This is a genomic window from Streptomyces cupreus, assembly GCF_014257025.1.
GTDB classification, from domain to species: Bacteria; Actinomycetota; Actinomycetes; order Streptomycetales; family Streptomycetaceae; genus Streptomyces; species Streptomyces cupreus.
In genome coordinates this window covers 58,070-81,159 of record NZ_JACMSF010000003.1, presented here as the reverse complement: position 1 = coordinate 81,159, position 23,090 = coordinate 58,070, and the positions used below count along the sequence as shown (strand labels likewise).

The 23,090-nt window shown below is 70.9% G+C and carries 18 protein-coding genes; 11 read left to right on the top strand and 7 right to left on the bottom strand.

The window, feature by feature from the left end; translation table 11 throughout:
* Positions 1-104 precede the first annotated feature (104 nt).
* The gene (locus tag H4N64_RS03735; RefSeq protein ID WP_186280634.1) at positions 105-1,679 is read left to right on the top strand and encodes a S8 family peptidase; all 1,575 of its coding nucleotides are present in this window, start codon (positions 105-107) and stop codon (positions 1,677-1,679) included.
* A gap of 3 nt (positions 1,680-1,682) precedes the next feature.
* On the opposite strand, the gene H4N64_RS03730 is transcribed toward H4N64_RS03735, so the two are convergent.
* Together H4N64_RS03730 and H4N64_RS03725 are read right to left on the bottom strand one after the other, a co-directional pair.
* Positions 1,683-2,885, bottom strand: a complete 1,203-nt coding sequence (locus H4N64_RS03730) for a serpin family protein (RefSeq protein ID WP_418896240.1) — start codon at positions 2,883-2,885, stop codon at positions 1,683-1,685.
* A complete protein-coding gene (locus tag H4N64_RS03725; RefSeq protein ID WP_186280632.1) occupies positions 2,882-4,075 on the bottom strand; it encodes a serpin family protein in 1,194 nt (397 codons plus the stop codon). The genes H4N64_RS03730 and H4N64_RS03725 overlap by 4 nt, the downstream gene beginning before the upstream one ends.
* Positions 4,076-4,176: 101 nt before the next feature.
* On the opposite strand from H4N64_RS03725, the gene H4N64_RS03720 reads away from it, so the two are divergent.
* The 6 genes from H4N64_RS03720 (at position 4,177) to H4N64_RS03695 (ending at position 10,776) form a co-directional block, all read left to right on the top strand.
* Positions 4,177-5,352: a DUF4190 domain-containing protein gene (locus H4N64_RS03720; protein ID WP_186280631.1), complete on the top strand. Its 1,176-nt coding sequence runs from the start codon at positions 4,177-4,179 to the stop codon at positions 5,350-5,352.
* 147 nt (positions 5,353-5,499) lie between these two features.
* Complete coding sequence (locus H4N64_RS03715; RefSeq protein WP_186280630.1) at positions 5,500-6,252, top strand: GntR family transcriptional regulator; 753 nt, start codon at positions 5,500-5,502, stop codon at positions 6,250-6,252.
* A 454-nt stretch (positions 6,253-6,706) separates the two neighbouring features.
* Complete coding sequence (locus H4N64_RS03710) at positions 6,707-6,898, top strand: SPOR domain-containing protein (protein WP_015658067.1); 192 nt, start codon at positions 6,707-6,709, stop codon at positions 6,896-6,898.
* A 32-nt stretch (positions 6,899-6,930) separates the two neighbouring features.
* A complete protein-coding gene (locus H4N64_RS03705) occupies positions 6,931-7,335 on the top strand; it encodes a (deoxy)nucleoside triphosphate pyrophosphohydrolase (protein WP_186280629.1) in 405 nt (134 codons plus the stop codon).
* Positions 7,336-7,430: 95 nt separating this feature from the next.
* Positions 7,431-7,877 carry an ATP-binding protein gene (locus H4N64_RS03700; protein ID WP_186280628.1) on the top strand — a complete coding sequence of 149 codons (447 nt, stop codon included), beginning with the start codon at positions 7,431-7,433 and terminating at the stop codon, positions 7,875-7,877.
* 259 nt (positions 7,878-8,136) lie between these two features.
* On the top strand, positions 8,137-10,776 hold the full coding sequence (locus H4N64_RS03695) for a SpoIIE family protein phosphatase (protein WP_186280627.1): 2,640 nt from the start codon (positions 8,137-8,139) through the stop codon (positions 10,774-10,776).
* Between the two features lie 9 nt (positions 10,777-10,785).
* Here H4N64_RS03695 and H4N64_RS03690 read toward each other — a convergent pair whose 3' ends face one another.
* Entirely contained in the window at positions 10,786-12,159 is a 1,374-nt protein-coding gene (locus tag H4N64_RS03690; protein WP_260859531.1) for a hypothetical protein, read from the bottom strand.
* A gap of 284 nt (positions 12,160-12,443) precedes the next feature.
* Here H4N64_RS03690 and H4N64_RS03685 point away from each other — a divergent pair, with 284 nt between their 5' ends.
* Together H4N64_RS03685 and H4N64_RS03680 are read left to right on the top strand one after the other, a co-directional pair.
* The gene (locus H4N64_RS03685) at positions 12,444-13,562 is read left to right on the top strand and encodes a glycoside hydrolase family 18 protein (protein ID WP_336246627.1); all 1,119 of its coding nucleotides are present in this window, start codon (positions 12,444-12,446) and stop codon (positions 13,560-13,562) included.
* 90 nt (positions 13,563-13,652) lie between these two features.
* Positions 13,653-14,576, top strand: a complete 924-nt coding sequence (locus H4N64_RS03680) for a class I SAM-dependent methyltransferase (protein WP_186280626.1) — start codon at positions 13,653-13,655, stop codon at positions 14,574-14,576.
* Here H4N64_RS03680 and H4N64_RS03675 read toward each other — a convergent pair.
* The 4 genes from H4N64_RS03675 to H4N64_RS03660 are packed head-to-tail and all read right to left on the bottom strand — an operon-like array spanning position 14,568 to position 18,405.
* Positions 14,568-15,344, bottom strand: a complete 777-nt coding sequence (locus H4N64_RS03675) for a succinate dehydrogenase/fumarate reductase iron-sulfur subunit (protein WP_186280625.1) — start codon at positions 15,342-15,344, stop codon at positions 14,568-14,570. The two genes, H4N64_RS03680 and H4N64_RS03675, sit on opposite strands and share 9 nt — an antisense overlap.
* Entirely contained in the window at positions 15,341-17,269 is a 1,929-nt protein-coding gene (locus H4N64_RS03670; protein ID WP_186280624.1) for a fumarate reductase/succinate dehydrogenase flavoprotein subunit, read from the bottom strand. Before H4N64_RS03670 ends, H4N64_RS03675 begins: the two co-directional genes overlap by 4 nt.
* A complete protein-coding gene (locus H4N64_RS03665; RefSeq protein ID WP_186280623.1) occupies positions 17,269-18,090 on the bottom strand; it encodes a hypothetical protein in 822 nt (273 codons plus the stop codon). The genes H4N64_RS03670 and H4N64_RS03665 overlap by 1 nt, the downstream gene beginning before the upstream one ends.
* Before the next feature lie 24 nt (positions 18,091-18,114).
* Complete coding sequence (locus H4N64_RS03660; protein WP_186280622.1) at positions 18,115-18,405, bottom strand: hypothetical protein; 291 nt, start codon at positions 18,403-18,405, stop codon at positions 18,115-18,117.
* A gap of 288 nt (positions 18,406-18,693) precedes the next feature.
* On the opposite strand from H4N64_RS03660, the gene H4N64_RS03655 reads away from it, so the two are divergent.
* Together H4N64_RS03655 and typA are read left to right on the top strand one after the other, a co-directional pair.
* Positions 18,694-20,829, top strand: coding sequence for an ABC transporter family substrate-binding protein (locus tag H4N64_RS03655; RefSeq protein ID WP_186280621.1), 2,136 nt, complete (start codon positions 18,694-18,696; stop codon positions 20,827-20,829).
* Positions 20,830-21,022: 193 nt separating this feature from the next.
* Complete coding sequence (gene typA / locus H4N64_RS03650; RefSeq protein WP_186280620.1) at positions 21,023-22,930, top strand: translational GTPase TypA; 1,908 nt, start codon at positions 21,023-21,025, stop codon at positions 22,928-22,930.
* Positions 22,931-23,090: the final 160 nt, after the last annotated feature.

The window sequence follows — 23,090 nt, the reverse complement described above, 5'->3', positions numbered from 1 at the left end:
GCACAGGAACGCAAAGTTGACATGATCACGCCTTTTCTGGGCGGGCTCCGGCGTGCCTGCACCACCCCCCACCAGCGCACCACCGATTGAGGAGGATCCCTCAGATGGCAGTGATGCGTTCCACCCGGCGAAGACTGGCCGCGATCAGCGTGGCCGCCTCCGCGGTGCTCACCGCGGGCCTCGTCTCCGCCCTCCCCGCCGGCGCCGCCCCGACCGCCGAAGAGGGCCGTGTCCAGTACGCCGGCGCGGCGAACGCCGTGGCCGAGAGCTACATCGTGACCCTGAAGCCGGAGGCGGCCCGCGCCGGTTCCGCCGAGGGCCGGGCGCTCGCTAAGAAGTACGGCGCCGACATCGAGCGTACGTACAAGAAGGCGCTCAACGGCTACGCGGTCGAGGCCTCCGCGGCCGAGGCGAAGAAGTTCGCCGCCGACCCGGCCGTCGCCTCCGTCGTGCAGAACCGCACCTTCAGCATCGCCGCGACCCAGCCGAGCCCGCCCTCCTGGGGCCTGGACCGGGTCGACCAGCGCAACCTCCCGCTCAACAGCTCCTACACCTACCCGGACTCGGCCGGGCAGGGCGTGACGGCGTACGTCATCGACACCGGCGTCCGCATCACCCACAGCGACTTCGGCGGCCGTGCCTCCTACGGCTACGACGCCGTCGACAACGACAACACCGCCCAGGACGGCCACGGCCACGGCACGCATGTCGCGGGCACGGTCGCCGGCTCCGCCTACGGCGTCGCCAAGAAGGCGCGGGTCGTCGGCGTCCGGGTGCTGAACAACTCGGGGTCCGGTACGACCGCGCAGGTCGTCGCCGGTATCGACTGGGTCGCCCAGAACGCGGTCAAGCCGGCCGTCGCCAACATGTCGCTCGGCGGCGGGGCGGACACCGCGATCGACACCGCGGTCCGCAACGCCATCGCCTCCGGCGTCACCTTCGCCGTGGCGGCGGGCAACGAGTCCACGAACGCCTCGACCAGGTCCCCCGCACGCGTGACGGAGGCCATCACGGTCGGCGCGACCACCTCGTCGGACGCGAAGGCCAGCTACTCCAACTACGGCACGGTCCTCGACCTGTTCGCGCCCGGCTCGTCCATCACCTCGGCGTGGAACACCAGCGACTCCGCCACCAACACCATCTCCGGTACGTCGATGGCGACCCCGCACGTGGCCGGCGCGGCCGCGCTCTACCTGGCCGCGAACCCGACGGCCACACCCGCGCAGGTCTCCTCGGCCCTGACGACCGCGGCCACCCCCAACGTCGTCACCAGCCCCGGCACCGGCTCGCCCAACCGGCTGCTCTATGTCGGCGGCGGCACCACCACACCGCCCGGACCGCGCTTCGAGAACACCGGTGACTACGCAATCAGCGACAACTCCACCGTGGAGTCCCCGGTGACCGTCTCCGGCGTGTCCGGCAACGCGCCCTCGGCCCTGGCCGTCGAGGTGCACATCGTCCACACCTACATCGGTGACCTCCAGGTCCAGCTGATCGCCCCCGACGGCACGGCGTACACGCTCAAGGGCTATGGCACCGGCGGCAGTTCGGACAACATCAACACCACGTACTCGGTGAACGCCTCCTCCGAGGTCGCCAACGGCACGTGGAAGCTCAGGGTCAGCGACAACGCGGCCCTGGACACCGGGCGCATCGACGCCTGGGCGCTGCAGTTCTGACGCTCACCCGCTGACCGGAGGATCCTCCGGGTAGCCGTACTCGTCCTCGTCGAAGGGCTTGGGATCCGTCACCCAGCCCGCGACGAGGACGAGTCGCGTCTCGCGGTGGACGGCGAGAAACCCGAAGGGCCGGTCGATACGGACGTAGGCCTTGGTCGTCTCGTACGGCAGGTCCCCGCCGGGCGCGCTCAGCCAGGCGATTCCCGCCGCCGTCACCGCCGCCGCGCGGAAGCCCTCGGCGCTGAAGGTGGCCGTCACGGACTGCGCGGCCGAGCCCACGGCCAGCGGGGCGGCGCTGATGCCGGGGAAGCCGCCCCACCCCGGGTCTGCGGCACAGGAGAGCCCGAAGAGCTCGGGGCGGGCCAGCAGGTCGTGCCCGGCGGTGAGGGTGAACTCGACGGTGTCCAGGGTCAGCTGTGGAGGAACCGGCTGTGCGGTGGGCAGCTTGGACACGTACAGCCCCGGTCCCGCGTCCCCCTTCTTCAACCGCTCGCCCGCCGTCGGCCGGAGGCTGTCGTCGAGGCAGCCGAGACCCGCGCCGAGAACCTGCCCAGGGGTCATCCCGTGCTCGCCGAGGAGCAGTTGGACGTCGATGCCGTTGTCGCCGCGCACCACGACCCGGGTGACCTTCCCGGCGGGGGTCCGGGCGACCCCGAGGTCGTCCAGGCCTTCAGTGGTACGGCTGAGCCCCGCGCGGCCGAAGGAGCCGAGCCACAGGCCGTGGCCGCCCTCGAAGGGCGACTCCCACGTCGTCCGCAGCACCAGCGCGCTCGCCAGCACCAGTTCGGTCAGCGGCGTCAGCTCCACCGGCATCGCGTCGACGAGCCCGTCGGTCCGCTCGGCGGCCCAGGCGTCCAGGGCCTTCCGGTCCGCCCCGAGGTCCCCGCCGAGCACCCCGTGCGCCTCCGCGGGTAGTCCCGCCACCCACTCCGGCCGGGGTTCGAGTGTGCGCCGCGTCCACAGCCCCAGCGCGGAGTCCAGGCCGACCATGGACTCCAGCGCCCCCAGCAACTCCCGTGCCGCGGACGCCGCCTGATCCGCCGGGACCCCGAGGGCCTCCGCCAGCTCCTCCCGCGTCAGCTCGGCGGCGCCGTCCGTGAGGAAGGCGAGCAGGGGCCAGACGCCGACGGCGGAGAAGACGGTGGCGTCCTCCACCTCGGTGGCCCAGCGAGCGGTCAGCCGATTGACGGCGTGAACCGAGTTCACCACTGAGACCCCGTGAACGGCACCGGCTCCGTGACCCACCCCGCCGCGAGGACCAGCCGTGTGTGGCGGTGCACGGCGAGGAAGGCGAACGGGCGGTCGAAGACGGCGTCGACCGTCGTGACCACCCACCGCAGCTCGGGTATCCCGCCTGCGACCGCCGCCATGGCCGACACCGCGGCGGCCTCGAAGCCGAGCGCCCCGAACTTCGCGACCGCCGCCTGCTGCGCCGAGTCGATGCAGAGCGGGAAGTCGCTGACACCGGGGAAGTGGCCGGGTATCGCGGTCCGGGCCGTCGTCAGCCCGAACAACTCGTGCCGCTCCAGCAGATCGTGGCTCGCGCGCACCTCGTACGCCGCCGTCGTGACGTCCAGCGTCGGCGGGGCCGGCCTCATGGCCCGCACCTTCGTCACCCGCACCCCGGGGCCCACCTCGCCGTAAGGGAGCCGGTCGCCCGGCACCACCCGGTCCCGGTCGGTGAGCAGATCCACGCCCGCCCGCAGCACCTGCCCCGGCGTCATCCCCTCCTCGCCGAGCACCAGATGGACGTCGAGCGCGCCGGTGCCGTACACCCTCAGCTCGGTGACATGGCCGTCCGGGGTGTCCGCCACGCCGACCCGGTCCAGCAGGGTGCTGCTGCGCCGCAGGCCGAGGTACACCTCGCCCTCGCCCCACGGGCCGCCCTCCGGGCACCATGGCGTCTCACGGAAGGGCCGCAGCCAGCGCGTTCGCATCGCCAACGCGCTCGCCAGCACCAGCTCGGCCGCGTCCGTCAGCTTCACGGGCATCTTCTCGACCAGCCCGCCGGTCCGCTCGGCGGCCCAGGTGTCCAGGGCGTTCCGGTCAGCCAGGAGGTCCCCGGTGAGCACCCCGTGCGCGTCCGTCGGCAGCCCCGACCGCCAGCGCTCGTGCAGCTGAAGCGTGCGCCTGGTCCACAGGCCCAGGGCGGAGTCCAGACCGGGCGCCGAACCGAGGGCGGCGAGCAGTTCCCGCGCGGCGGCCGCCGCCCGGTCCGCGGGCATCCCGACCGCGTCCGCCAGCTCCTCGCGCGCCCGGCCCGCGGCGCCGTCCGCGAGGAAGGCCAGCAGGGGCCAGACCCCGGCCGCCGAGAGGACCGTGCCGCCCTCCGCGACCCCGGCCCAGCGCGCGGTCAGCCCGTTGACCGCCCGGATCGTCGCATTCGTGACCCGCATTCCGCCCCCACCCGTAGCGCGCTTACCATGCGCGTGCGCTCTGTCGTACGCCAGTTCTGCATCGTCCCGGCCTCGCCGCCCGAACCAGGAGCACGCTACTCGTGTCGATCCCCCCGCCCCACGGGCCCCACCAGCAGCCGGGACCCCAGGGACCGTACGGGCAGGGCCAGTTCACCCCGCAGAACCCCTACGGCCCCTACCCGTACCACCCCTACGGTCCCTACGGCCGCCCCGCGCCCGTGAACGGCGTCGCCATCGCCGCCCTGGTGCTCGGCATCCTCTGCTTCCTGCCGGCCGTGGGTCTGGTCCTCGGCCTGGTGGCGCTCGCGCAGATCAAGAAGAAGGGCGAGCGCGGCAAGGGGATGGCGATCGCCGGTTCCGTGCTGTCCTCCGTCGGGCTCGCGCTGTGGACGGTGACGCTGTCCACCGGTATCGCCTCCGACGTCTGGGACGGCCTCAAGGACGCGGCGAGCGAGGACGGCACCGCCTACGCGCTCGCCAAGGGCGACTGCTTCGACTCCCCGTCCGGCTCGCTGGAGGGCGCCACCTACGACGTGGAGGAGGTGCCGTGCGCCGGCCGGCACGACGGCGAGGTGTTCGCCGTGGTCACGCTGCCCGGCGGACGGTTCCCGGGCGACGACTCGGTGACCCGGACCGCCGAGGACAAGTGCTACGCGCTGGAATCCGAGTACGCCATGGACCCCTGGGCCGTACCGGACGACGCGGGCGTCTCCTATCTCGTCCCGACCAGCCAGAGCTGGCGCTTCGGCGACCGCGAGATCACCTGCCTGTTCGGCAGCACCGACGACAAGGGCACCCTCACCGGCTCGCTGCGCAACGACGAGACCACCCTCGACGCGGACCAGCTCGCCTTCCTGAAGGCGATGAACACCGTAGACGACGTGCTCTACGAGGAGCCGGAGGACTTCCCCGAGGACGACCTGCCCGTGAACCAGGACTGGGCGAAGGACGTCGAGGGCGTGCTCGGCGAGCAGATCGAGGCACTGGAGGGACACGGCTGGCCGTCCGGTGCCAAGGAGCCCGTCGCCGACCTGCTCGCGGACATGAAGGACGCCCGCGCGGCCTGGGAGAAGGCGGCCGCCGCCGATGACGCGGACACGTTCTACGAGCACTACGAAACCGGCTACGAGTATGTCGACGGCCCCACGACCGTCACCGCACGCGAGGCTCTGGGCCTGGATACCACCGTGCCGTCCTACGACGGGGAGTACGACACCGGGAGCGAGAGCCCCGGCGGCGAGGAACTCGATGTGTGAGCGCGGCCATAACGGGGAGAAAGTGCCTGCGTAAAGCCCTCGGCAAGCACAAGTCATCACATCGAGTGATTCTCTGGCCTTTGCTTGCTTCGCACAACCCACGGTTGCCACGCTGTTGCTGTCTGTAAAATCTGATGGGAGCGGCCAGTGACATTCGGTGAGCAGCCGGCGTACCTGCGTGTCGCGGGTGATCTCCGCAAGAAGATCGTCGACGGTTCGCTGCCACCGCACACCCGCCTCCCGTCCCAGGCGAGGATCCGCGAGGAGTACGGCGTCTCGGACACCGTCGCCCTGGAGGCGCGCAAGGTGCTGATGGCCGAGGGTCTGGTCGAGGGCCGCTCCGGCTCCGGGACATATGTGCGCGAGCGGCCGGTGCCCCGCCGGATCTCCCGCTCCGGGTTCCGCCCGACCGGCGGGGCCACGCCCTTCCGCCAGGAGCAGGCCGACGGTGAGACGCGCGGCACCTGGGAGTCCAGCAGTGAGCAGGCCGAGGCGAGCGTGGCGGTCGCCGAGCGGCTCGGTATCAAGCCCGGCGACCGGGTCATGTGCACCAGGTATCTCTTCCGGGACGCCGGCGAGGCGATGATGCTCTCCACCTCCTGGGAGCCCCTCGCGGTCACCGGCCGCACCCCCGTGATGCTGCCCGAGGAGGGCCCGCTCGGCGGCATGGGCGTCGTCGAGCGGATGCGCGCCATCGACGTCATCGTCGACAACGTCACCGAGGAGGTCGGCGCCCGCCCCGGCCTCGCCGAGGAACTGCACGCCCTGGGCGGCGTCCCCGGCCATGTCGTCCTCGTCGTCCAGCGCACCTACTACGCCTCCGGCCGCCCCGTGGAGACCGCCGATGTGGTCGTCCCCGCCGACCGTTACCGGGTCGCTTATCACCTGCCCGTGAAGTAGCGCACAACTCCGGGGCGGTTACCCCCGGCGCCGACTCAACCGGAGCCCCATCGGCCGGGGTTGGAATCTGGTCGTTCTCGCAGGTCGTCGCCGATGTGTCCGGCATGCCGCTGACCGGATGCGTCGGCGTGCGCCGAAGGCGCGTTCCACGACGTGCGCCCCCCTCGCCCTGGCTAGTTACGTACCTCTTTGTGAAAAGCCGTGTTCGCTGCGTAAAGGTTAGGCGTAGGCTCGGGCATATGCGGATTGCGGTTTCCTTATCGGGCGGGGCTCGGCACAGGCCGCGAGCGGGACGCGGGCGGCCTAAGGGCCTGCCTGACAATTCCCGTCTGCCGCGCGACGTCTGGCACGCGCACTCGCAAGGCGCCGGACCAGACGCCGCGCGGCACGCCCTGCGGGCGGACGACGGGAATTGTCAGGCAGGCCCTAGGGCGGGAAGGAGCGGTGGGGCGTGATGAACGACAGCACGATCACTCTTCCCTGGCTCGTCATACGGCAGGACGACAACGGCAATCGCTACCGCGTGGGCCGGTACGCGACCCGGGCCGAGGCCCAGAAGATCGCGGACAGCCTCGACTCCCGCGGGCACAAGCAGCTCTACTGGGTCGAGCGGATCGGCCAGGGCGGCACCGAGACGGCCAACTGAGACGCCCCCGGGGGTCCCGTAGGCTCCGGCGCATGACGGAACCGATCGTGGTGGTGGGAGCCGCCCTCCTGGACGACGGCCGCCTCCTCGCCGCGCGCCGCAGCGCCCCTCCCGAACTCGCCGGCCGCTGGGAACTCCCCGGCGGCAAGGTGGAATCGGGCGAGACCCCGGAGGCGGCCCTGGTCCGCGAACTCCGTGAGGAACTGGGCGTCCAGACCGAGGCGATGGAGCGCGTACCGGGGGAGTGGCCCCTGCGCTCCCCGTACGTCCTGTGGGTTTGGACAGCGCGTCTCCTTCCCGGCTCCCCGGCCCCGAAGCCCCTCCAGGACCACGACGAACTGCGCTGGCTGACCCCCGCGGAGCTGTGGAACGTGGAGTGGCTGGACCAGGATGTTCCGGCTGTACAGGAAATCGAAGGCCGCATGGGGCGCGCTTAGGGGCGCGGGGCTGTATCGATATGCGGCTCCGCGCGTGCGCCATTTGTGGCACGGTGCGCCCACCGCAGCGATACGGCCGCACAAATATCGGGTATGTGCCCATTAACCCCGTAAAAAAGGACACCGCTGCCTGGGAAGTGATCGGTGTGATCGACACCGAAGGCGACTGCGTCGAGTGGACCTTCTCCGCCGAACCCGGCGCCGTCCGTGCCGCCCGGGCCGCCGTCCGCGGCCGACTGCACGACTGGGACCTGGACAGCCTCACCGACATCGCGGCCCTCCTGGTCAGCGAGCTCGTCACCAACGCCCTGCGGCACGCCACCGGCCCCATCGGCGTCCGCCTCGTCCGCCCCTCCCACCTCGACGATGTCCTGCTCGTCGAGGTCTCCGACCCGCTCCCCGACCTCCCGCGCGAACGGGTCGCCGCGCCGGAGGACGAGAGCGGCCGCGGCCTCCAACTGGTCGCCCACTCCTCCCGCCGCTGGGGCACCCGCCCCGGGAGCGCCGGCAAGACGGTGTGGTTCGAGCTCGCGGTCCCCTGAAACCCGTACGGATGCTGTACGGCGGGCCCCGCCCTGCAGACCGACTGGTTCAGGCCACTGGCAGTTGTCGGAGTCCGTGATTCAACAGCGTGTTGGCTGGTTAGAAGACTGGGAGTGTTTCCGCGGTCCGGTCCAAAAACGATCGGGAACGTGCTGTGATCGTGAACACCGTGTTGTGCGGCGCCGTAGTGCTGGATACTGCGGGCAGCCGCCTCCGGTGACCGGTGCCGGACGCGGTGAGCTGGAGGGGACGGTTCGCGTGAGCGAGATACCAGCGAAGGCCACGGAGTCCGAGGACCCGTCGGACGGCGCGAGGACGGGGGCCGCGGCTGCCGACAGGGTCGCCGCGGTCGATGTGACACGCGACTCCGGCGACGAGCCGGCCGCCGACGCCATGTGGCAGAGCAGTCCGCCCGGCTCCATGTACGACTACATCCGGGTCGCGTCCTTCTCCATCGGCCCCGACGGTCTCGTCGACCAGTGGAGCCTGCGCGCCGAGCAGCTCTTCGGCATCCCCGCCGAGCGCGCCGTCGGCATGGACCCCATCGCGGCGTTCATCGACCCCGACCGGCGCGACCTGGGCCACCGCAAGATGGCCGAGATCCTCGACGGCCGGGAGTGGACCGGTGTCGTCCCCTTCCGCAAGCCGGACGAGGAGACCGGCGGGCGCGGCGAGGAGGCCCTCGCCGAGGTCTACGTCATGCCGACGTGGACCGAGGAGGGCGAGAAGGCGGCCGTCTGCATCGTCGTCGATGTGCGCACCCTGCGCAGCATCGAGACCGACCTCGCCGCCTCGCAGTCGATTTTCGGTCAATCTCCCTTCGGCTTCCTGCTGATCGACCCCGACCTCCGGGTGCGCCGCGTGAACCATCGGTTCGCCTCGCTGTTCGGCGGCACCCCCGACGACCACCGCGGCAAGGGCGTCCACGACTATCTGCCGAGGCCGGAGGCCGAGCGGGTCACCGCCACCCTGCGCCGGGTCCTGGAGACCGGCGAGTCCATCACGGACATGCACGTCACCGGCTTCCTGCCCGGCTCCGACGACCGTCGGCACTGGTCCATCAACCTCTACCGGGTGCACAGCGGCTCCGGCCGCCCCATCGGCATCGCCTGGCTCGGAACCGACATCACGGCCCGCCGGGCCGCCGCCCGTGAGGCCGCCGCGGCACGTCGCAATCTCGCTCTTCTGAACGAGGCCGGCGCCCGGATCGGGAACTCCCTCGACCTGGAGACCACGGCTCGTGAACTGCTCGACGTCGTCGTCCCCGGCTTCTGCGACCTGGCCACGGTCGACCTCTACCAGGGCCTGCTGGCCGGCGACGAGACCCCGCCGGGGCTCGCCGACGGCAGCGCGGAACTGCGCCGGGTGGCCTTCGCCAGCGCGGTCTCCGACGCGCCCTTCGTCGGCGGCGGCGCGACCGTCTCGGTCGGCGCGGTCCACCACTACCCCTTCAACTCCCCGTGCGCGGATGCCCTGCGCACGGCACGGCCGCGGACGGTGCCCGCAGAGGAGGGCGGCCTCGTCCAGTCCACGCTGGCCGTGCCGATGGTCGCCCACGACACGGTCGTAGGCCTTGCGCAGTTCTCGCGGACGAAGGGCAGTGAGCCGTTCGGGGACCGGGACCGGGATCTGGCGGTGGAGCTGGCTGCGCGGGCGGCGGTGTGCATCGACAACGCCCGGCTGTACCGCAGGGAGCACGAGCGGGCGCTGATACTGCAGCGGTCCCTGCTGCCCCCGGGCGACCCGGTCGCCTCCGGCCTGGACATCGCCTGCCGCTATCTGCCGGGCAACTCCTCCGCGGACCGGCCGAGCGAGGTGGGCGGCGACTGGTTCGACGTGATCGAACTGCCGGGCCACCGTACGGCGTTGGTGGTCGGCGACGTGATGGGCCGCGGTCTGCGCGCGGCGGTGGCGATGGGCGAACTCCGCTCGGCCGTACGCACCTTGGCCCTGCTGGACCTGGAACCGGCGGAAGTGCTGAGCGCGTTGGACGAGATCGCGCGGGGCCTCGGCGCACCCGGCGGAGTCCAGCAGGCGACCCGTGCCGCCCGCCGCCCCCGCGAGGCCGACCTGTCCGAGGTGTATCTGGCGACCTGCGTGTACGCGGTCTACGACTCGGTGACCCGCCGCTGCACCTTCGCCAACGCGGGCCATCTGCCGCCCGTCCTGGTCGAACCCGGCGAGGACGCGCTGATGCTCGACGTACCGCCGGGCATGCCGCTCGGCGTGGGCGGGGAGCCCTTCGAGGAGGTGGAGGTGGAACTCCCCGAAGGCGCCCTGTTGGCTCTCTACACGGATGGACTGGTCGAAAGCCGCGATCACCCCCTGGACGAGGGCCTGCAAGCCTTCGTGGGAGCGCTGACCGACCCCACCCGCCCCCTTGAGGACGTCTGCGACCACGTCCTCAACACCCTCGACACCCACCACGGCGAGGACGACATCGCCCTGCTCATGGCCCGCGTCCAGGGCCTGCCCGCCGACTCCGTCGGCGACTGGACGCTGCCTCGCGAGCCGCGCAGCGTGGGCCGCGCCCGCGACTACGCCCGCGGCCAGCTCCTGACCTGGGACCTGGAACCCCTGGTCGACACGGCGGAACTCCTGGTCAGCGAGCTGGTCACGAACGCCCTGCGCTACGGCGAGGGCGACATCCGTCTGCGCCTCCTCCTCGACCGCACCCTGGTCTGCGAGGTATGGGACGCGGGCCTGGTCCAGCCCCGCCGCCGCAGGGCCCGTGACACGGACGAGGGCGGCCGGGGCCTCCAGCTGGTGGGCCTGCTGAGCGCGGCCTGGGGCTCCCGCCGGACGCCCCGAGGCAAGACCGTGTGGTTCGAACTCCCGCTCCCCGACGGCGAGACGGGCCTCACGGACCCGGCGGAGGCGCTGCTGAGCCTGTTCTGACGGCGGGGGTCACTCCCGTCGGCCGCGGGTACGCGGCCCGCCGAAGCTGACGGGGGCCGGACGGTCGACCCCGCCGCCGTGGAGTCGTACGTCCTGCTCCGCCAGGTCCCGGGCCCGGCGCGCGAGGACGTCGGCGGTGAGCAGGTCGGTGAGGCCGGGGGCGGAGGCGAGCAGGCGCTGGGCCTCCGCGAGGCGGGTGCGGGAGGTGCTGCCGACCGCGCCCCGGTGTGTGGTGATGTGGTCGGCCGCCGCGCCGGTGGAGCTCCGGGCGATGAGCGAAGCGGCCGCCGACAGCACCCCGGCCCGCCCGTCGGCGACCGCCACGACACCCCGCACAATCCGTCGCAACGCCTCCATCGGGTCGTACGGCCCTCCGGTCACCTCTTCCCGTACGTCGGCCAGGACGCTGTCGGCATGGCTGATCCGGACGTCGGACTGGCCCCCGGGAGAACCCGCGGCCCGCTCCCGAGCCCCGGCGATCTCGGCCTCCCCGCCCGTAAGGGCGGCCGCGACGAGCCCGGCCGCGCTCGCCAGCTCCCCCGCCAGCCGCTCGACGCTGTCGACGAACACGGCGGCCTGGGCGATGGCCCCTTCGGCGGCCCGCAGATTACGGATGGCCCGTTCCGTCTCACCGAGGTCGGCGCCCTGACGGGCCTCGTTGAGCCGGGTGGTGGCGAACACGAGCCGGTCCTTGGCCTGTTCGACGTACCCGGACACATCGGAGGCAGCGGCGGGACCGTACCGCCTGCGCAGTTCGACGAGCGTGGCGTCCGCGCCACCGGCACGGGCGGCCAGCTCCCGGAACCGGACCTCGGCGACCTCCAATGCCCCGCCCACATTCCCCTCCAGCCCCCGCAGTTGATCGAACCCGGCCGCCTCCGCGTCCAGCAGCCGCCCGGCTTCCTCACAGCGCCCGACGATCCCCGCGAGCACGTGCTGCCGCCCGGTGTCGTCGTCGGGGACACCGTCGTCGTACCGCTGCCGCATCCGAAAGGCGGAGGCGAGCTCGGCTTCGGCGTCACGGAGGGCCCGGGCATAGGGCTCGACGGCCTCGGCGCTTGCCCGAGCCTCGGCGAAGGAGAGTTCCTCCCGACTGGTCCGCACCCAGTCGTCGGCGTCGACGAGGAGGCCGCGTACCTGTTCGTCGAGCTCCCCGAGCGGAGGACCGGCCACCGGGACGGCCTCCCCGCCGGGGGTGGTCCGGGTCCGCGCGCGCCGGGTGCGCCGCACATACGCGTACCCGGCGACGGCAACGGCGGCGGCGGCCGCGACGAGCGGCAACACGAGATCCCCGGCAGCGGACTCCGGCTCCTCCTGAGCGGAACCGCCGGCGACGGGCCGCTCCGACCCGACCGCAACCGGACCGTCCACCTCGGACGTCATCCCTGGCAACACCAGCCACGCCAAGGCGGCCAGCACACCCAGCAAGCCATGCACCACCAGCACGGATATATGCCCGGCGACCCGCCGAGGCCGACCCCGAATCAAGGATGACGTCACATTTCGGAGCGTATGAGCAGGAATGCACGGCCGCGACCGGGGTGGTCCCAGGGGTGGGCGCGGAGACCCAGGCCGACAACGAGGGGACGGGCATGAACGGCGCGGGGCACGAAAACAAGCCGACGACTCAGGAGAGACCGACGGGACGAACGGGAGACGGGGAGCACGTGGAGGAGCCGGCAGAGCTCGGGGAGCCGGGAGCGCTCAGGGAGCCGGAAGGGCTCGGGGAGCCGAAGGCCACCGCACCCGCCGAAGGCGAAGCCGAGGCGGGCGGCCGCGGCAGATGGCGCCGGACAGCCACCCGCACCGCCCTGGCCCTCACCCTCGCCCTGCTCCTCCCCACCCTCACCGCCGCCCTCGCCCTACGCCTGAACTACACGGGCGACCCAGAAGACGGCACGTACACCAGAAACCGTGACGCCATCTGGCTCGGGCACGCCTGGATGGACGGGCGTAAGCGTGACGCGGATGTCACCGCCCTCGTACGGCGGCTCGAAGCCACCGGCATCCGTGATCTCTACGTGCACGCCGGACCGCTCAACCACGACGGCACACTCCCCGCCGACAAATATCCGCGCGCCCGCTGGTTCCTCGACGCCGTCCACCGTGCAGCGCCCGGTGTCCGCGTCCAGGCCTGGCTCGGCGACAAGCTCGCCAGTGAAGGCTCGGACGGGCTGCGCCTCGACGACTCCGACACCCGTGCCGCCGTCGTCGCCTCCACCCGCAAGATCCTCGACACCGGATTCGACGGCGCCCACTTCGACCTCGAACCCCTCCACTCCGGCGACGACGACTACCTCACCCTCCTCGACGCCCTCCGCGAGGAGACCCGCGCTCGCGACGTCCCCCTCTCCGTCGCCGCCCACCAGATAGACCCGCTCCCCGCCCTGCACTCGGTCGCCGGTTTCTTCACCGGGCACCCCAAGTGGTGGTCGCAGGAGTTCTTCGGCGAGGTCGCGCGAAGGGTCGACCAGATCGCGGTCATGTCCTACGACACCGCCATGCCGCTGGAGAGCCTGTACGGCGGTTACGTCGCCCAGCAGACCTCGCTCGCCCTGGAGGTCACCCCGCCCACCACCGACCTCCTGATGGGCCTGCCCTTCTTCCACGAGAGCGACATCGGCCACCACGAGTCCGCCGAGACCGTCTCCGCCGCCGTACGCGGCACCCGCCTCGGCCTGTCCCGCACGGACCCGGACCGGGAGCGCTTCGGCGTGGCCCTGTACGTGGACTTCGCGGCGAAGGAGGAGGACTGGACGGCGTACCGAGAGGACTGGGTCCGGTAAACACGCCGTGGCCCAGACGTCATGTGCGCTTTAACTGCGCGCACCCTTGCGTTAGTTGTGGACGGGCTGTGACCGACCTACGGTCCCGGGATGCGAACGTCAATCACCAGCAAGGCCGCCCGACGCGCCCTGCGCCCGATCGTTCAGCTGATCGACCAGCGCATCGAACGTGAGGTCCGCCGCCATATCGAGATCACCTCGAAGGACGCGCTCCAGAAGGAGATCAGAACGCTGCGCAACCGCCAGCGACCCCTGGAGCTCTTCTTCGACGGCACCGGACGCGGCGCGTCCCGTCTCCCCTCGGCGCCCCATCTCAACCGCACCGTCACCGAGTTGGAGCAGGTCGCCGGCGTCGACCGGCAGGCCGCGGAGCGCAATGCCGCCCAGGCGTTCCGGCTGCTCATCGCGATGGAGGCGCTCGGCGTCGGCAGGATCGCCGGCGGCACGATGAACATCGTCGGCAAGCTCTCCGCCGTACCGCTGCTCGACCCGCCGAACGACGAGGTGCTCGAAATCGGCACCCTGTACGGGATGTTCAGCGCCGCGCTCATCCGGATGCTGGAGCGCGCCGGGCGGACGCCGAGCCTGACCATCGTCGATCCGCTCGCCGGGACCCAGCTCCAGCCCGGCGCCACCATGGGCAACGACGCCTCCGGCACCCCGGTCAACCTGGCCGCCGTACGCACCAATCTGAGCCTCGTCGGAGCGGCCGGCGCCGCCGCCCGTATCCAGCAGGGCTTCTCCGAGGACCCCGAGGTCAGGGCCCTGGTCGCCGACCGTTCCTACGGCGTGGTCATCGTCGACGGCGACCACTCCGCCGCCGGTGTCGCCGCCGACCTGGAGTGGGCGGAACAGATCGTCGCGCCGGGCGGGATCGTCGTACTCGACGACTTCGGACACCCCAAGTGGCCCGGGATCAAGGAGGCGTTCGAGAAGCACATGACCTCGGACACCCAGTTCACGTTCCTCGGCCAGGTGGCCCACTCGGGGTATCTGCGGGCCGCCTCAGCCTGACGCGGACCGCCTGCGGATCTTCGACCCCAGCCACACCAGCGGGTCGTACTTGCGGTCCACGGCCCGTTCCTTCAACGGGATCAGCGCATTGTCTGTGATCTTGATGCCCTCGGGGCAGACCTCCGTACAGCATTTGGTGATGTTGCAGTAACCGAGGCCGTGTTCGTCCTGGGCGGTGGCCCTGCGGTCCAGGCCGGACTCGGCGGCCGCGTCCAGCGGGTGCATGTCCAGCTCCGCCACCCGCATCAGGAAGCGGGGACCTGCGAAGGCCTGCTTGTTCTCCTCGTGGTCGCGGACCACATGGCAGGTGTCCTGGCACAGGAAGCACTCGATGCACTTGCGGAACTCCTGCGAGCGGTCCACGTCCTCCTGCATCATCCGGTACTCGCCCGGGCCGAGCCCCGAGGGCGGTACAAAGGCCGGGACCTCGCGCGCCTTGGTGTAGTTGAAGCCGACGTCCGTGACGAGATCCCGGACGACCGGGAAGGCGCGCAGGGGAGTGACGGTGATCGTCTCCTCGCGGTCGAACACCGACATCCGCGTCATGCACATCAGCCGCGGCCGGCCGTTGATCTCCGCCGAGCACGAACCGCACTTGCCCGCCTTGCAGTTCCAGCGCACGGCGAGATCGGGGGCCTGGGTGGCCTGGAGGCGGTGGATGATGTCGAGGACGACCTCGCCGTCGTTCACCTCGACCGCGAAGTCCTCCAGGCCGCCGCCCCCGACGTCACCCCGCCACACCTTGAAGCGGGCCTCGTAGCTGCTCACTCGTACAGCTCCTCTTCGGCGAGGTACTTGACCAGCTCCTCCTTGTCGAAGAGGGCGAGCAGGTCAGGGCGGATGGGGTCGGTGGTCTCCCGGGTGAGGCTGATCTGGCCGCGCTCCGGGTCGGTCGCCGCCAACCCGCCGGTCGGATCGGCCAGCCGGCACAGCAGGTTGATGTTGCGCCAGACGCGCTCCATCGTCGGATGGTCCTCGCGGGTGTGGCCGCCGCGCGACTCGGTGCGCTCCAGCGCGGCCCGCGCCACGCACTCGCTGACCAGCAGCATGTTCCTGAGGTCCAGGGCCAGATGCCAGCCCGGGTTGAACTGCCGGTGCCCCTCGACCCCGGCCCGTCGGGCCCGGACCCGCAGCTCGGCCAGTTTCTCGAGGGCGTGCGCCATCTCGCCCTCGCGGCGGATGATGCCGACGAGGTCGTTCATGGTCTGCTGGAGCTCCTGGTGGAGGGTGTACGGATTCTCCGGGGCGGCCTCGTCGGGGCTCTCCGCGGAGAAGGGGCGCAGCGCCTCGGCCGACGCCGTGTCGATCTGGGCGTCGTCCACCTCGGGGCGTTCGAAGGCGAGGGCCGCCGCGTACTCGGCCGCGTGCCAGCCCGCCCGGCGCCCGAACACCAGCAGATCGGACAGGGAGTTGCCGCCGAGCCGGTTCGAGCCGTGCATACCGCCCGCGACCTCACCGGCCGCGAACAGACCCGGCACCCCGCGCGCGGCCGCCGTGTCCGACTCGACCGCGATCCCGCCCATCACGTAGTGACAGGTCGGCCCGACCTCCATCGCCTCCGCCGTGATGTCCACGTCCGCCAGTTCCTTGAACTGGTGGTACATGGACGGCAGTCGGCGCTTGATCACCTCGGCGGGCATCCGCGTCGAGACGTCCAGGAAGACCCCGCCGTGCGGGGAGCCGCGGCCCGCCTTGACCTCGGAGTTGATCGCGCGGGCCACCTCGTCGCGGGGAAGCAGTTCAGGGGGCCGCCGGTTGTTGTCCGGGTCGTCGTACCAGCGGTCGCCCTCCTCCTCGGACTCGGCGTACTTCTCCTTGAAGACGTCCGGGACGTAGTCGAACATGAACCGCTTGCCCTCGGAGTTCCTGAGCACCCCGCCGTCGCCGCGGACGGACTCGGTGACGAGGATGCCCTTCACCGACGGCGGCCAGACCATGCCGGTCGGGTGGAACTGCACGAACTCCATGTTCAGCAACGGCGCCCCCGCGAGCAGCGCCAGCGCGTGGCCGTCGCCGGTGTACTCCCACGAGTTCGAGGTCACCTTGAAGGACTTGCCGATGCCACCGGTGGCGATCACCACGGCGGGCGCTTCCAGGACGAAGAAACGGCCGGTCTCACGGTCGTAGGCGAAGACCCCGGAGACTCGATTCCCGTCCTTCAGGACCCGGGTGACCGTGCACTCCTGGAAGACCTTCAGCCGGGACTCGTGGTCGCCGGTCTCCTTGAAGTCCTGCTGCTGCAAGGACACGATCTTCTGCTGGAGCGTGCGGATCAGTTCCAGGCCCGTGCGGTCGCCGACGTGTGCCAGGCGCGGGTACTCGTGGCCGCCGAAGTTGCGCTGGGAGATCCGGCCGTCCTTCGTACGGTCGAACAGGGCGCCCCAGGTCTCCAGTTCCCACACCCGGTCCGGGGCCTCCTGCGCGTGCAGTTCGGACATCCGCCACTGGTTGAGGAACTTGCCGCCGCGCATGGTGTCGCGGAAGTGGACCTGCCAGTTGTCGTGCTCGTTGACATTGGCCATCGCGGCCGCGATACCGCCCTCGGCCATGACGGTGTGCGCCTTGCCGAACAGTGACTTGCAGATCACCGCCGTACGGGCGCCCCGCTCGCGTGCCTCGATGGCGGCGCGCAGGCCCGCGCCGCCCGCGCCGACCACGACGACGTCCCACTCCTGCCGGTCCACCACGGACATCAGAACAACCTCGGATCGTCGAAGGCACCGGACGCAACGAGATAGACGTAGAAGTCGGCGAGCGCCACGCTCACCAACGACGTCCAGGCGAGCAGCATGTGGCGGGCGTTGAGCCTGCCGACCCACTGCCACATCCGGTAGCGCACGGGGTGCTTGGAGAAGTGCTTGAGCTTGCCGCCGACGATGTGCCGGCAGGAGTGGCAGGAGATCGTGTACGCCCAGATCAGCACGATGTTGACGAGGAACACCAGGGTGCCGAGGCCCATGTGGCCCCACTCGTAGTGCTCGTCGCGGAACGCCAGCACGGTGTCGTAGGTCAGGATTCCGGCCACCGGGATCGCGGCGTAGAAGAAGTACCGGTGGATGTTCTGGAGGATCAGCGGGAAGCGGGTCTCACCGGTGTACTTCTTGTGCGGCTCGGCCACCGCGCAGGCCGGTGGGGAGGCCCAGAAGCCCCGGTAGTAGGCCTTGCGGTAGTAGTAGCAGGTCAGCCGGAAGCCGAGCGGGAAGATCAGGATCAGTACAGCGGGGGAGATGCTCCACCAGCTGCCGAAGATCTCCCAGTTGGGTCCGTTCTTCATCGGCTCGCAGTTCTCCGCGAGACAGGGGGAGTAGAACGGCGAGACATACGGAGCCGCGTAGTAGTCGGCGTTGGCGAACGCGCGCCAGGTCGAGTAGACGATGAACGCGAGCAGACCGGCCGCGGTGGCGGCGGGCGCCAGCCACCATCGGTCGGTCCGCAGATGCGGGGCGGTGATCGCGGCGCGCGTACCGGTTCGTACACCGCCGCTGTTCAGATGGGGTTCCGTACCAGTGGCCAAGGGTTGACTCCGGTCGGGTTGGGTTCAGGGGGCTCGCCGGTCCCGGGCGCCGAGACCCTCGTCGTCCGTGTCGATCCAGAGCGAGTCGTCGTACGGGGTGTCGGGGATCGTGACGAGATCGGGGCGCTTCTGCGTCGTGGGGGCGGAGGCCGCCGCGCGCAGCAGATCCACGCTCTCGCGCAGGTGATCGCAGTCGGTACGGACGCGGCGGATGTCCAGACCGCCGCTGCCGAGCTGCTGCTCCAGACGGCTCACCGACCTGTTCAGGTCGTCGAGGCACCGCTGGACTGACGTCAGGTCGTCGTGCACGGACATGACGTGACCTCACTTCCGTCGGCCGTGCGGCCGTGGGTGGCAACGTTCATGCGCCTGCGAGTGTTGCGCGTCACACCTGTCGCTGTGAAGGGACGTGCACCGATTGGCCGAGGCGCGTCGGTGCATCCCGCGGTGCGTTGCGCCGCACGGGTGAGCTTCCCGGCGTCCCTCGCCGTGTCGCCGCCCGTCGCCGAACCCTTTCCTCTTCAGTGGCCGCATAGATGTGATCAGCTCCATATACCGCCAAAAGTGATCATAACGCCCCGCGGCTCCCGGAGGTAAGCAGAGATGTCCTACGACGGCGTCGGTCCCCGCGCCCCCAAGGGGCGCGGGGAACTGCGCGACCAGCCACGACGCGCCCGCAGGCGACCGACGGCCCCTCACGGCCCTTCCCGCGGAGCGCTGCGCTCGGTCGTCTTCCTCAGCGTCAGCGCGCTCGCGCTGGCCGGCTGTGCCTCCGAGGATCCGGCGGGCAAGCCGCTCGCCGGGCAGGACATCGCCCCCGCCGCCCGTTCCCTGGTCGCCGACGGCGGCACCCTGCGCTGGGCCGTGGACTCCGTGCCGGAGACCCTGAACACCTTCCAGTCCGACGCCGACGCCACCACCACCCGGGTCGCCCAGGCAGTGCTGCCGTCCATGTTCCGCCTCGACGCCAACGGGCGGCCGGAGATCAACCCGGACTATCTGGAGTCCGCGAAGGTCGTCGAGACCGAGCCCAAGCAGGTCGTGCTGTACAAGCTGAACCAGCAGGCCGTCTGGAGCGACGGCCGGGAGATCGGCGCCGCCGACTTCGCCGCCCAGTGGCGGGCGCTGTCCGGCAAGGACTCCGCGTACTGGACCGCGCGCAACGCCGGCTACGACCGGATCGAGCGGATCGAGCGCGGCGCCAACGACCTGGAGGTCAAGGTCACCTTCGGCCGGCCCTACGCCGACTGGCGCGCACTGTTCTCGCCGCTGTACCCGAAGGACGTCATGGGCACCCCGGACGCCTTCAACGACGGCGCACGCCGCAAGCTCAAGGTCACCGCCGGGCCCTTCGCCGTGAAGCAGGTCGACCGCAAGGACGACGAGATCACCCTCGCCCCCAATCCGCGCTGGTGGGGCAGCCCGGCCAAGCTGAACGAGATCGTGCTGCGCGCGGTCCCCCGCGACGAGCGGGCCGAGGCGCTGGCTGCCGGGACGCTCGACCTGGCCGAGATCGACCCCGAGACGGTCCGCCGGATCGGCCTCGCCTCCCGCGCCGGCGGCAAGGGCACGAGCACCCCCCTCCAGGGCGCGACGCCCCTGGCCGGCCCCGGCGGCGAGGCGACCGCCGCCGAGGCCCTGCGCGGCTTCGAGATCCGCCGCTCGCTGGAGCCCGCCTTCACCCAGCTCGCCCTCAACGGCGCCGACGGCCCGCTCGCCGACGAACGGGTCCGCCGGGCGGTGGCCCGGGCACTGGACCGCAAGGAGCTCGCCAGCGTCGTCCTCAAGCCCCTGGGGCTGCCCGTCGAGCCCGTCGGCAGCCATCTGGCGCTCGCCGGACAGGCCGCCTACGCCGACAACAGCGGCGCGCTCGGCGGCCAGGACACCGCGGAGGCGCAGGCGCTGCTCGCGGACGCCGGATGGGTGCCCGGTGGCCCGGTGAAGCAGGAGAAGGGCGAGAAGGCGGCCGGGGCCGAGGGCAAGAAGGACGCCGAGAAGAAGGGCGAGAAGGAGGCGGAGGGCGACGACGGCACGTACATCGTCGGCGACGAAAAGGCGCCGGCCGAGGCGGACCGGGAGCAGAAGCGGCACGACCTGAAGCAGGGCGGGGCGCCGGGCGCGTACGCCCCGAAGGGCACGGCGGCTCCCGCGGGCGCCGCGCCCGGGGCGCTGGCCAAGGACGGCAAGGCGCTGACGCTCCGCTTCGTGCTCCCCTCCGGCCCCGGCTCGGAGACCCTGCGGACGGTCGCGGAACGCATCCGGCGCATGCTGGACCGGGTCGGCATCCGCACGGAGCTGTCCAAGGTCACGGACGAGAGCTACTTCAAGGACCACATCGCCTCCGGCGAGTACGACCTGGCCCTGTACTCCTGGCCGGCCTCCGCCTTCCCCGCCACCGACGCCCGCCCGATCTACGCCAAGCCGGTCCCGGCCGCCGACGGCTCCCTGAACGTTGAGCAGAACTACACGCGGGTGGGCACGGACCAGGTCGACCAGCTCTTCGACCAAGCCGTCTCCACGCTGAACGAGGGCGAAACGAAGAGCCTCATCCGCAAGGCGGACTCAAGAATCTGGGCCGCGGCCGGCTCGATCCCCCTCTACCAGCGCCCCCAGCTGACAGCGGCGAAGACGAACCTGGCCAACGTGGGCGCCTTCGGCTTCCAGACCCCGGTCTACGAGGACATGGGCTTCCTGAAGAAGGGGGCGAAGCCGGCGGCCGGGCCGTCGAACAAGCCGTAGCCGCAGGCAGTCGCGCAGCTGGGGGTTCCAGGGCCCATAAAGCCCTCCCCAGCTGCACCGATGCAGCCCGGCGCGCCCCAGTACCCGCGGCCCCGTACCATGGGGTGAGGCCGTGGCATGTCAAGCCCGGCAGGGCCCGCGTAACACAGATGTACGCGCAGGCCGTCCTCACACTCCGGGAGAACGCCGCAATATGGCCACGCGCCACGACATTCGCAACGTCGCCATCGTCGCCCACGTCGACCACGGCAAGACGACCATCGTCGACGCCATGCTCAAGCAGGCCGGCTCCTTCGCCGCGCACGCCGCCGAGTCCCTCGACGACCGCATGATGGACTCGAACGACCTGGAGCGTGAGAAGGGCATCACGATCCTGGCCAAGAACACGGCCGTGAAGTACCACCCGAAGGATGGCGGCGACGTCATCACCATCAACATCATCGACACCCCCGGGCACGCCGACTTCGGCGGCGAGGTCGAGCGCGGCCTGTCGATGGTGGACGCGGTCGTCCTGCTCGTGGACGCCTCCGAGGGCCCGCTGCCGCAGACCCGCTTCGTGCTCCGCAAGGCGCTCCAGCAGCGTCTGCCGGTCATCCTCTGCATCAACAAGACGGACCGGCCGGACTCCCGGATCGACGAGGTCGTCAACGAGACCTACGACCTCTTCCTCGACCTGGACGCCGACGAGGACCAGATCGAGTTCCCGATCGTCTACGCCTGCGGCCGTGACGGCATCGCCTCGCTGACCAAGCCGGAGGACGGCACCGTCCCCGCCGACTCCACCAGCCTGGAGCCGTTCTTCTCCACCATCCTGGAGCACGTCCCGGCCCCGACCTACGACGAGGCCGCCCCGCTCCAGGCCCATGTCACCAACCTGGACGCCGACAACTTCCTCGGCCGTATCGCGCTGCTCCGTGTCGAGCAGGGCGAGCTCAGGAAGGGCCAGACGGTCGCGTGGATCAAGCGTGACGGAACGATCAGCAACGTCCGCATCACCGAGCTGATGATGACGGAGGCGCTCACCCGCAAGCCCGCCGAGGTGGCAGGACCCGGTGACATCTGCGCCGTCGCCGGTATCGCGGACATCATGATCGGCGAGACCCTGGCCGACCCGGAGAACCCGGTCGCCCTCCCGCTGATCACGGTCGACGAGCCCGCGATCTCGATGACCATCGGCACCAACACCTCCCCGCTGGTCGGCCGCGGCGGCACCGGCAAGGGCGCCGACGCGAAGGCGGCCGTCAAGGACCGCAAGGTCACCGCCCGCCAGGTCAAGGACCGTCTGGACCGCGAGTTGATCGGCAACGTCTCGCTCCGCGTCCTCGACACCGAGCGTCCCGATGCCTGGGAGGTCCAGGGCCGTGGTGAGCTCGCGCTCGCCATCCTCGTCGAGCAGATGCGCCGTGAGGGCTTCGAGCTGACCATCGGCAAGCCCCAGGTCGTCACGAAGGACGTCGACGGCAAGACGTACGAGCCGGTCGAGCGCATGACGATCGACGTGCCCGAGGAGCACATGGGCGCGGTCACACAGCTCATGGGCGTCCGCAAGGGCCGTATGGACAACATGTCCAACCACGGCTCCGGCTGGGTCCGCATGGAGTTCGTCGTGCCGTCCCGCGGTCTCATCGGGTTCCGGACCGAGTTCCTGACCCAGACCCGCGGCACCGGCATCGGGCACTCCATCCACGAGGGCTTCGAGCCCTGGTTCGGCACCCTGCAGACCCGTAACAACGGCTCGTTGGTCGCCGACCGCTCCGGTGCCGTCACCGCGTTCGCGATGACGAACCTTCAGGAGCGCGGCGTGCTCTTCGTGGAGCCGGGCACCGAGGTGTACGAGGGCATGATCGTCGGCGAGAACTCCCGCTCCGACGACATGGACGTCAACATCACCAAGGAGAAGAAGCTCACCAACATGCGGTCGTCCTCGGCCGACTCGTTCGAGGCGATCGTCCCGCCGCGCAAGCTCTCGCTTGAGCAGTCGCTGGAGTTCTGCCGTGACGACGAGTGCGTCGAGGTGACCCCGGAGGCGGTTCGCATCCGCAAGGTGAACCTGGACGCCCGCGAGCGCGCCCGTGCCGCGAGCCGCGCCAAGCACGGCTGAGTCGGCGTGTAGCACCGGCACTTGAGCCCGGATCCCCTCATGGTGAGGGGATCCGGGCTTTTTGCAACCGGTTTTTCGACCCCTCAGTGTCCGGATTGCGGAGATCCTCGCCCGATAGCCATGTAACACGTCCGTTTCGCGGCCTTCTCGGAGCGAACGC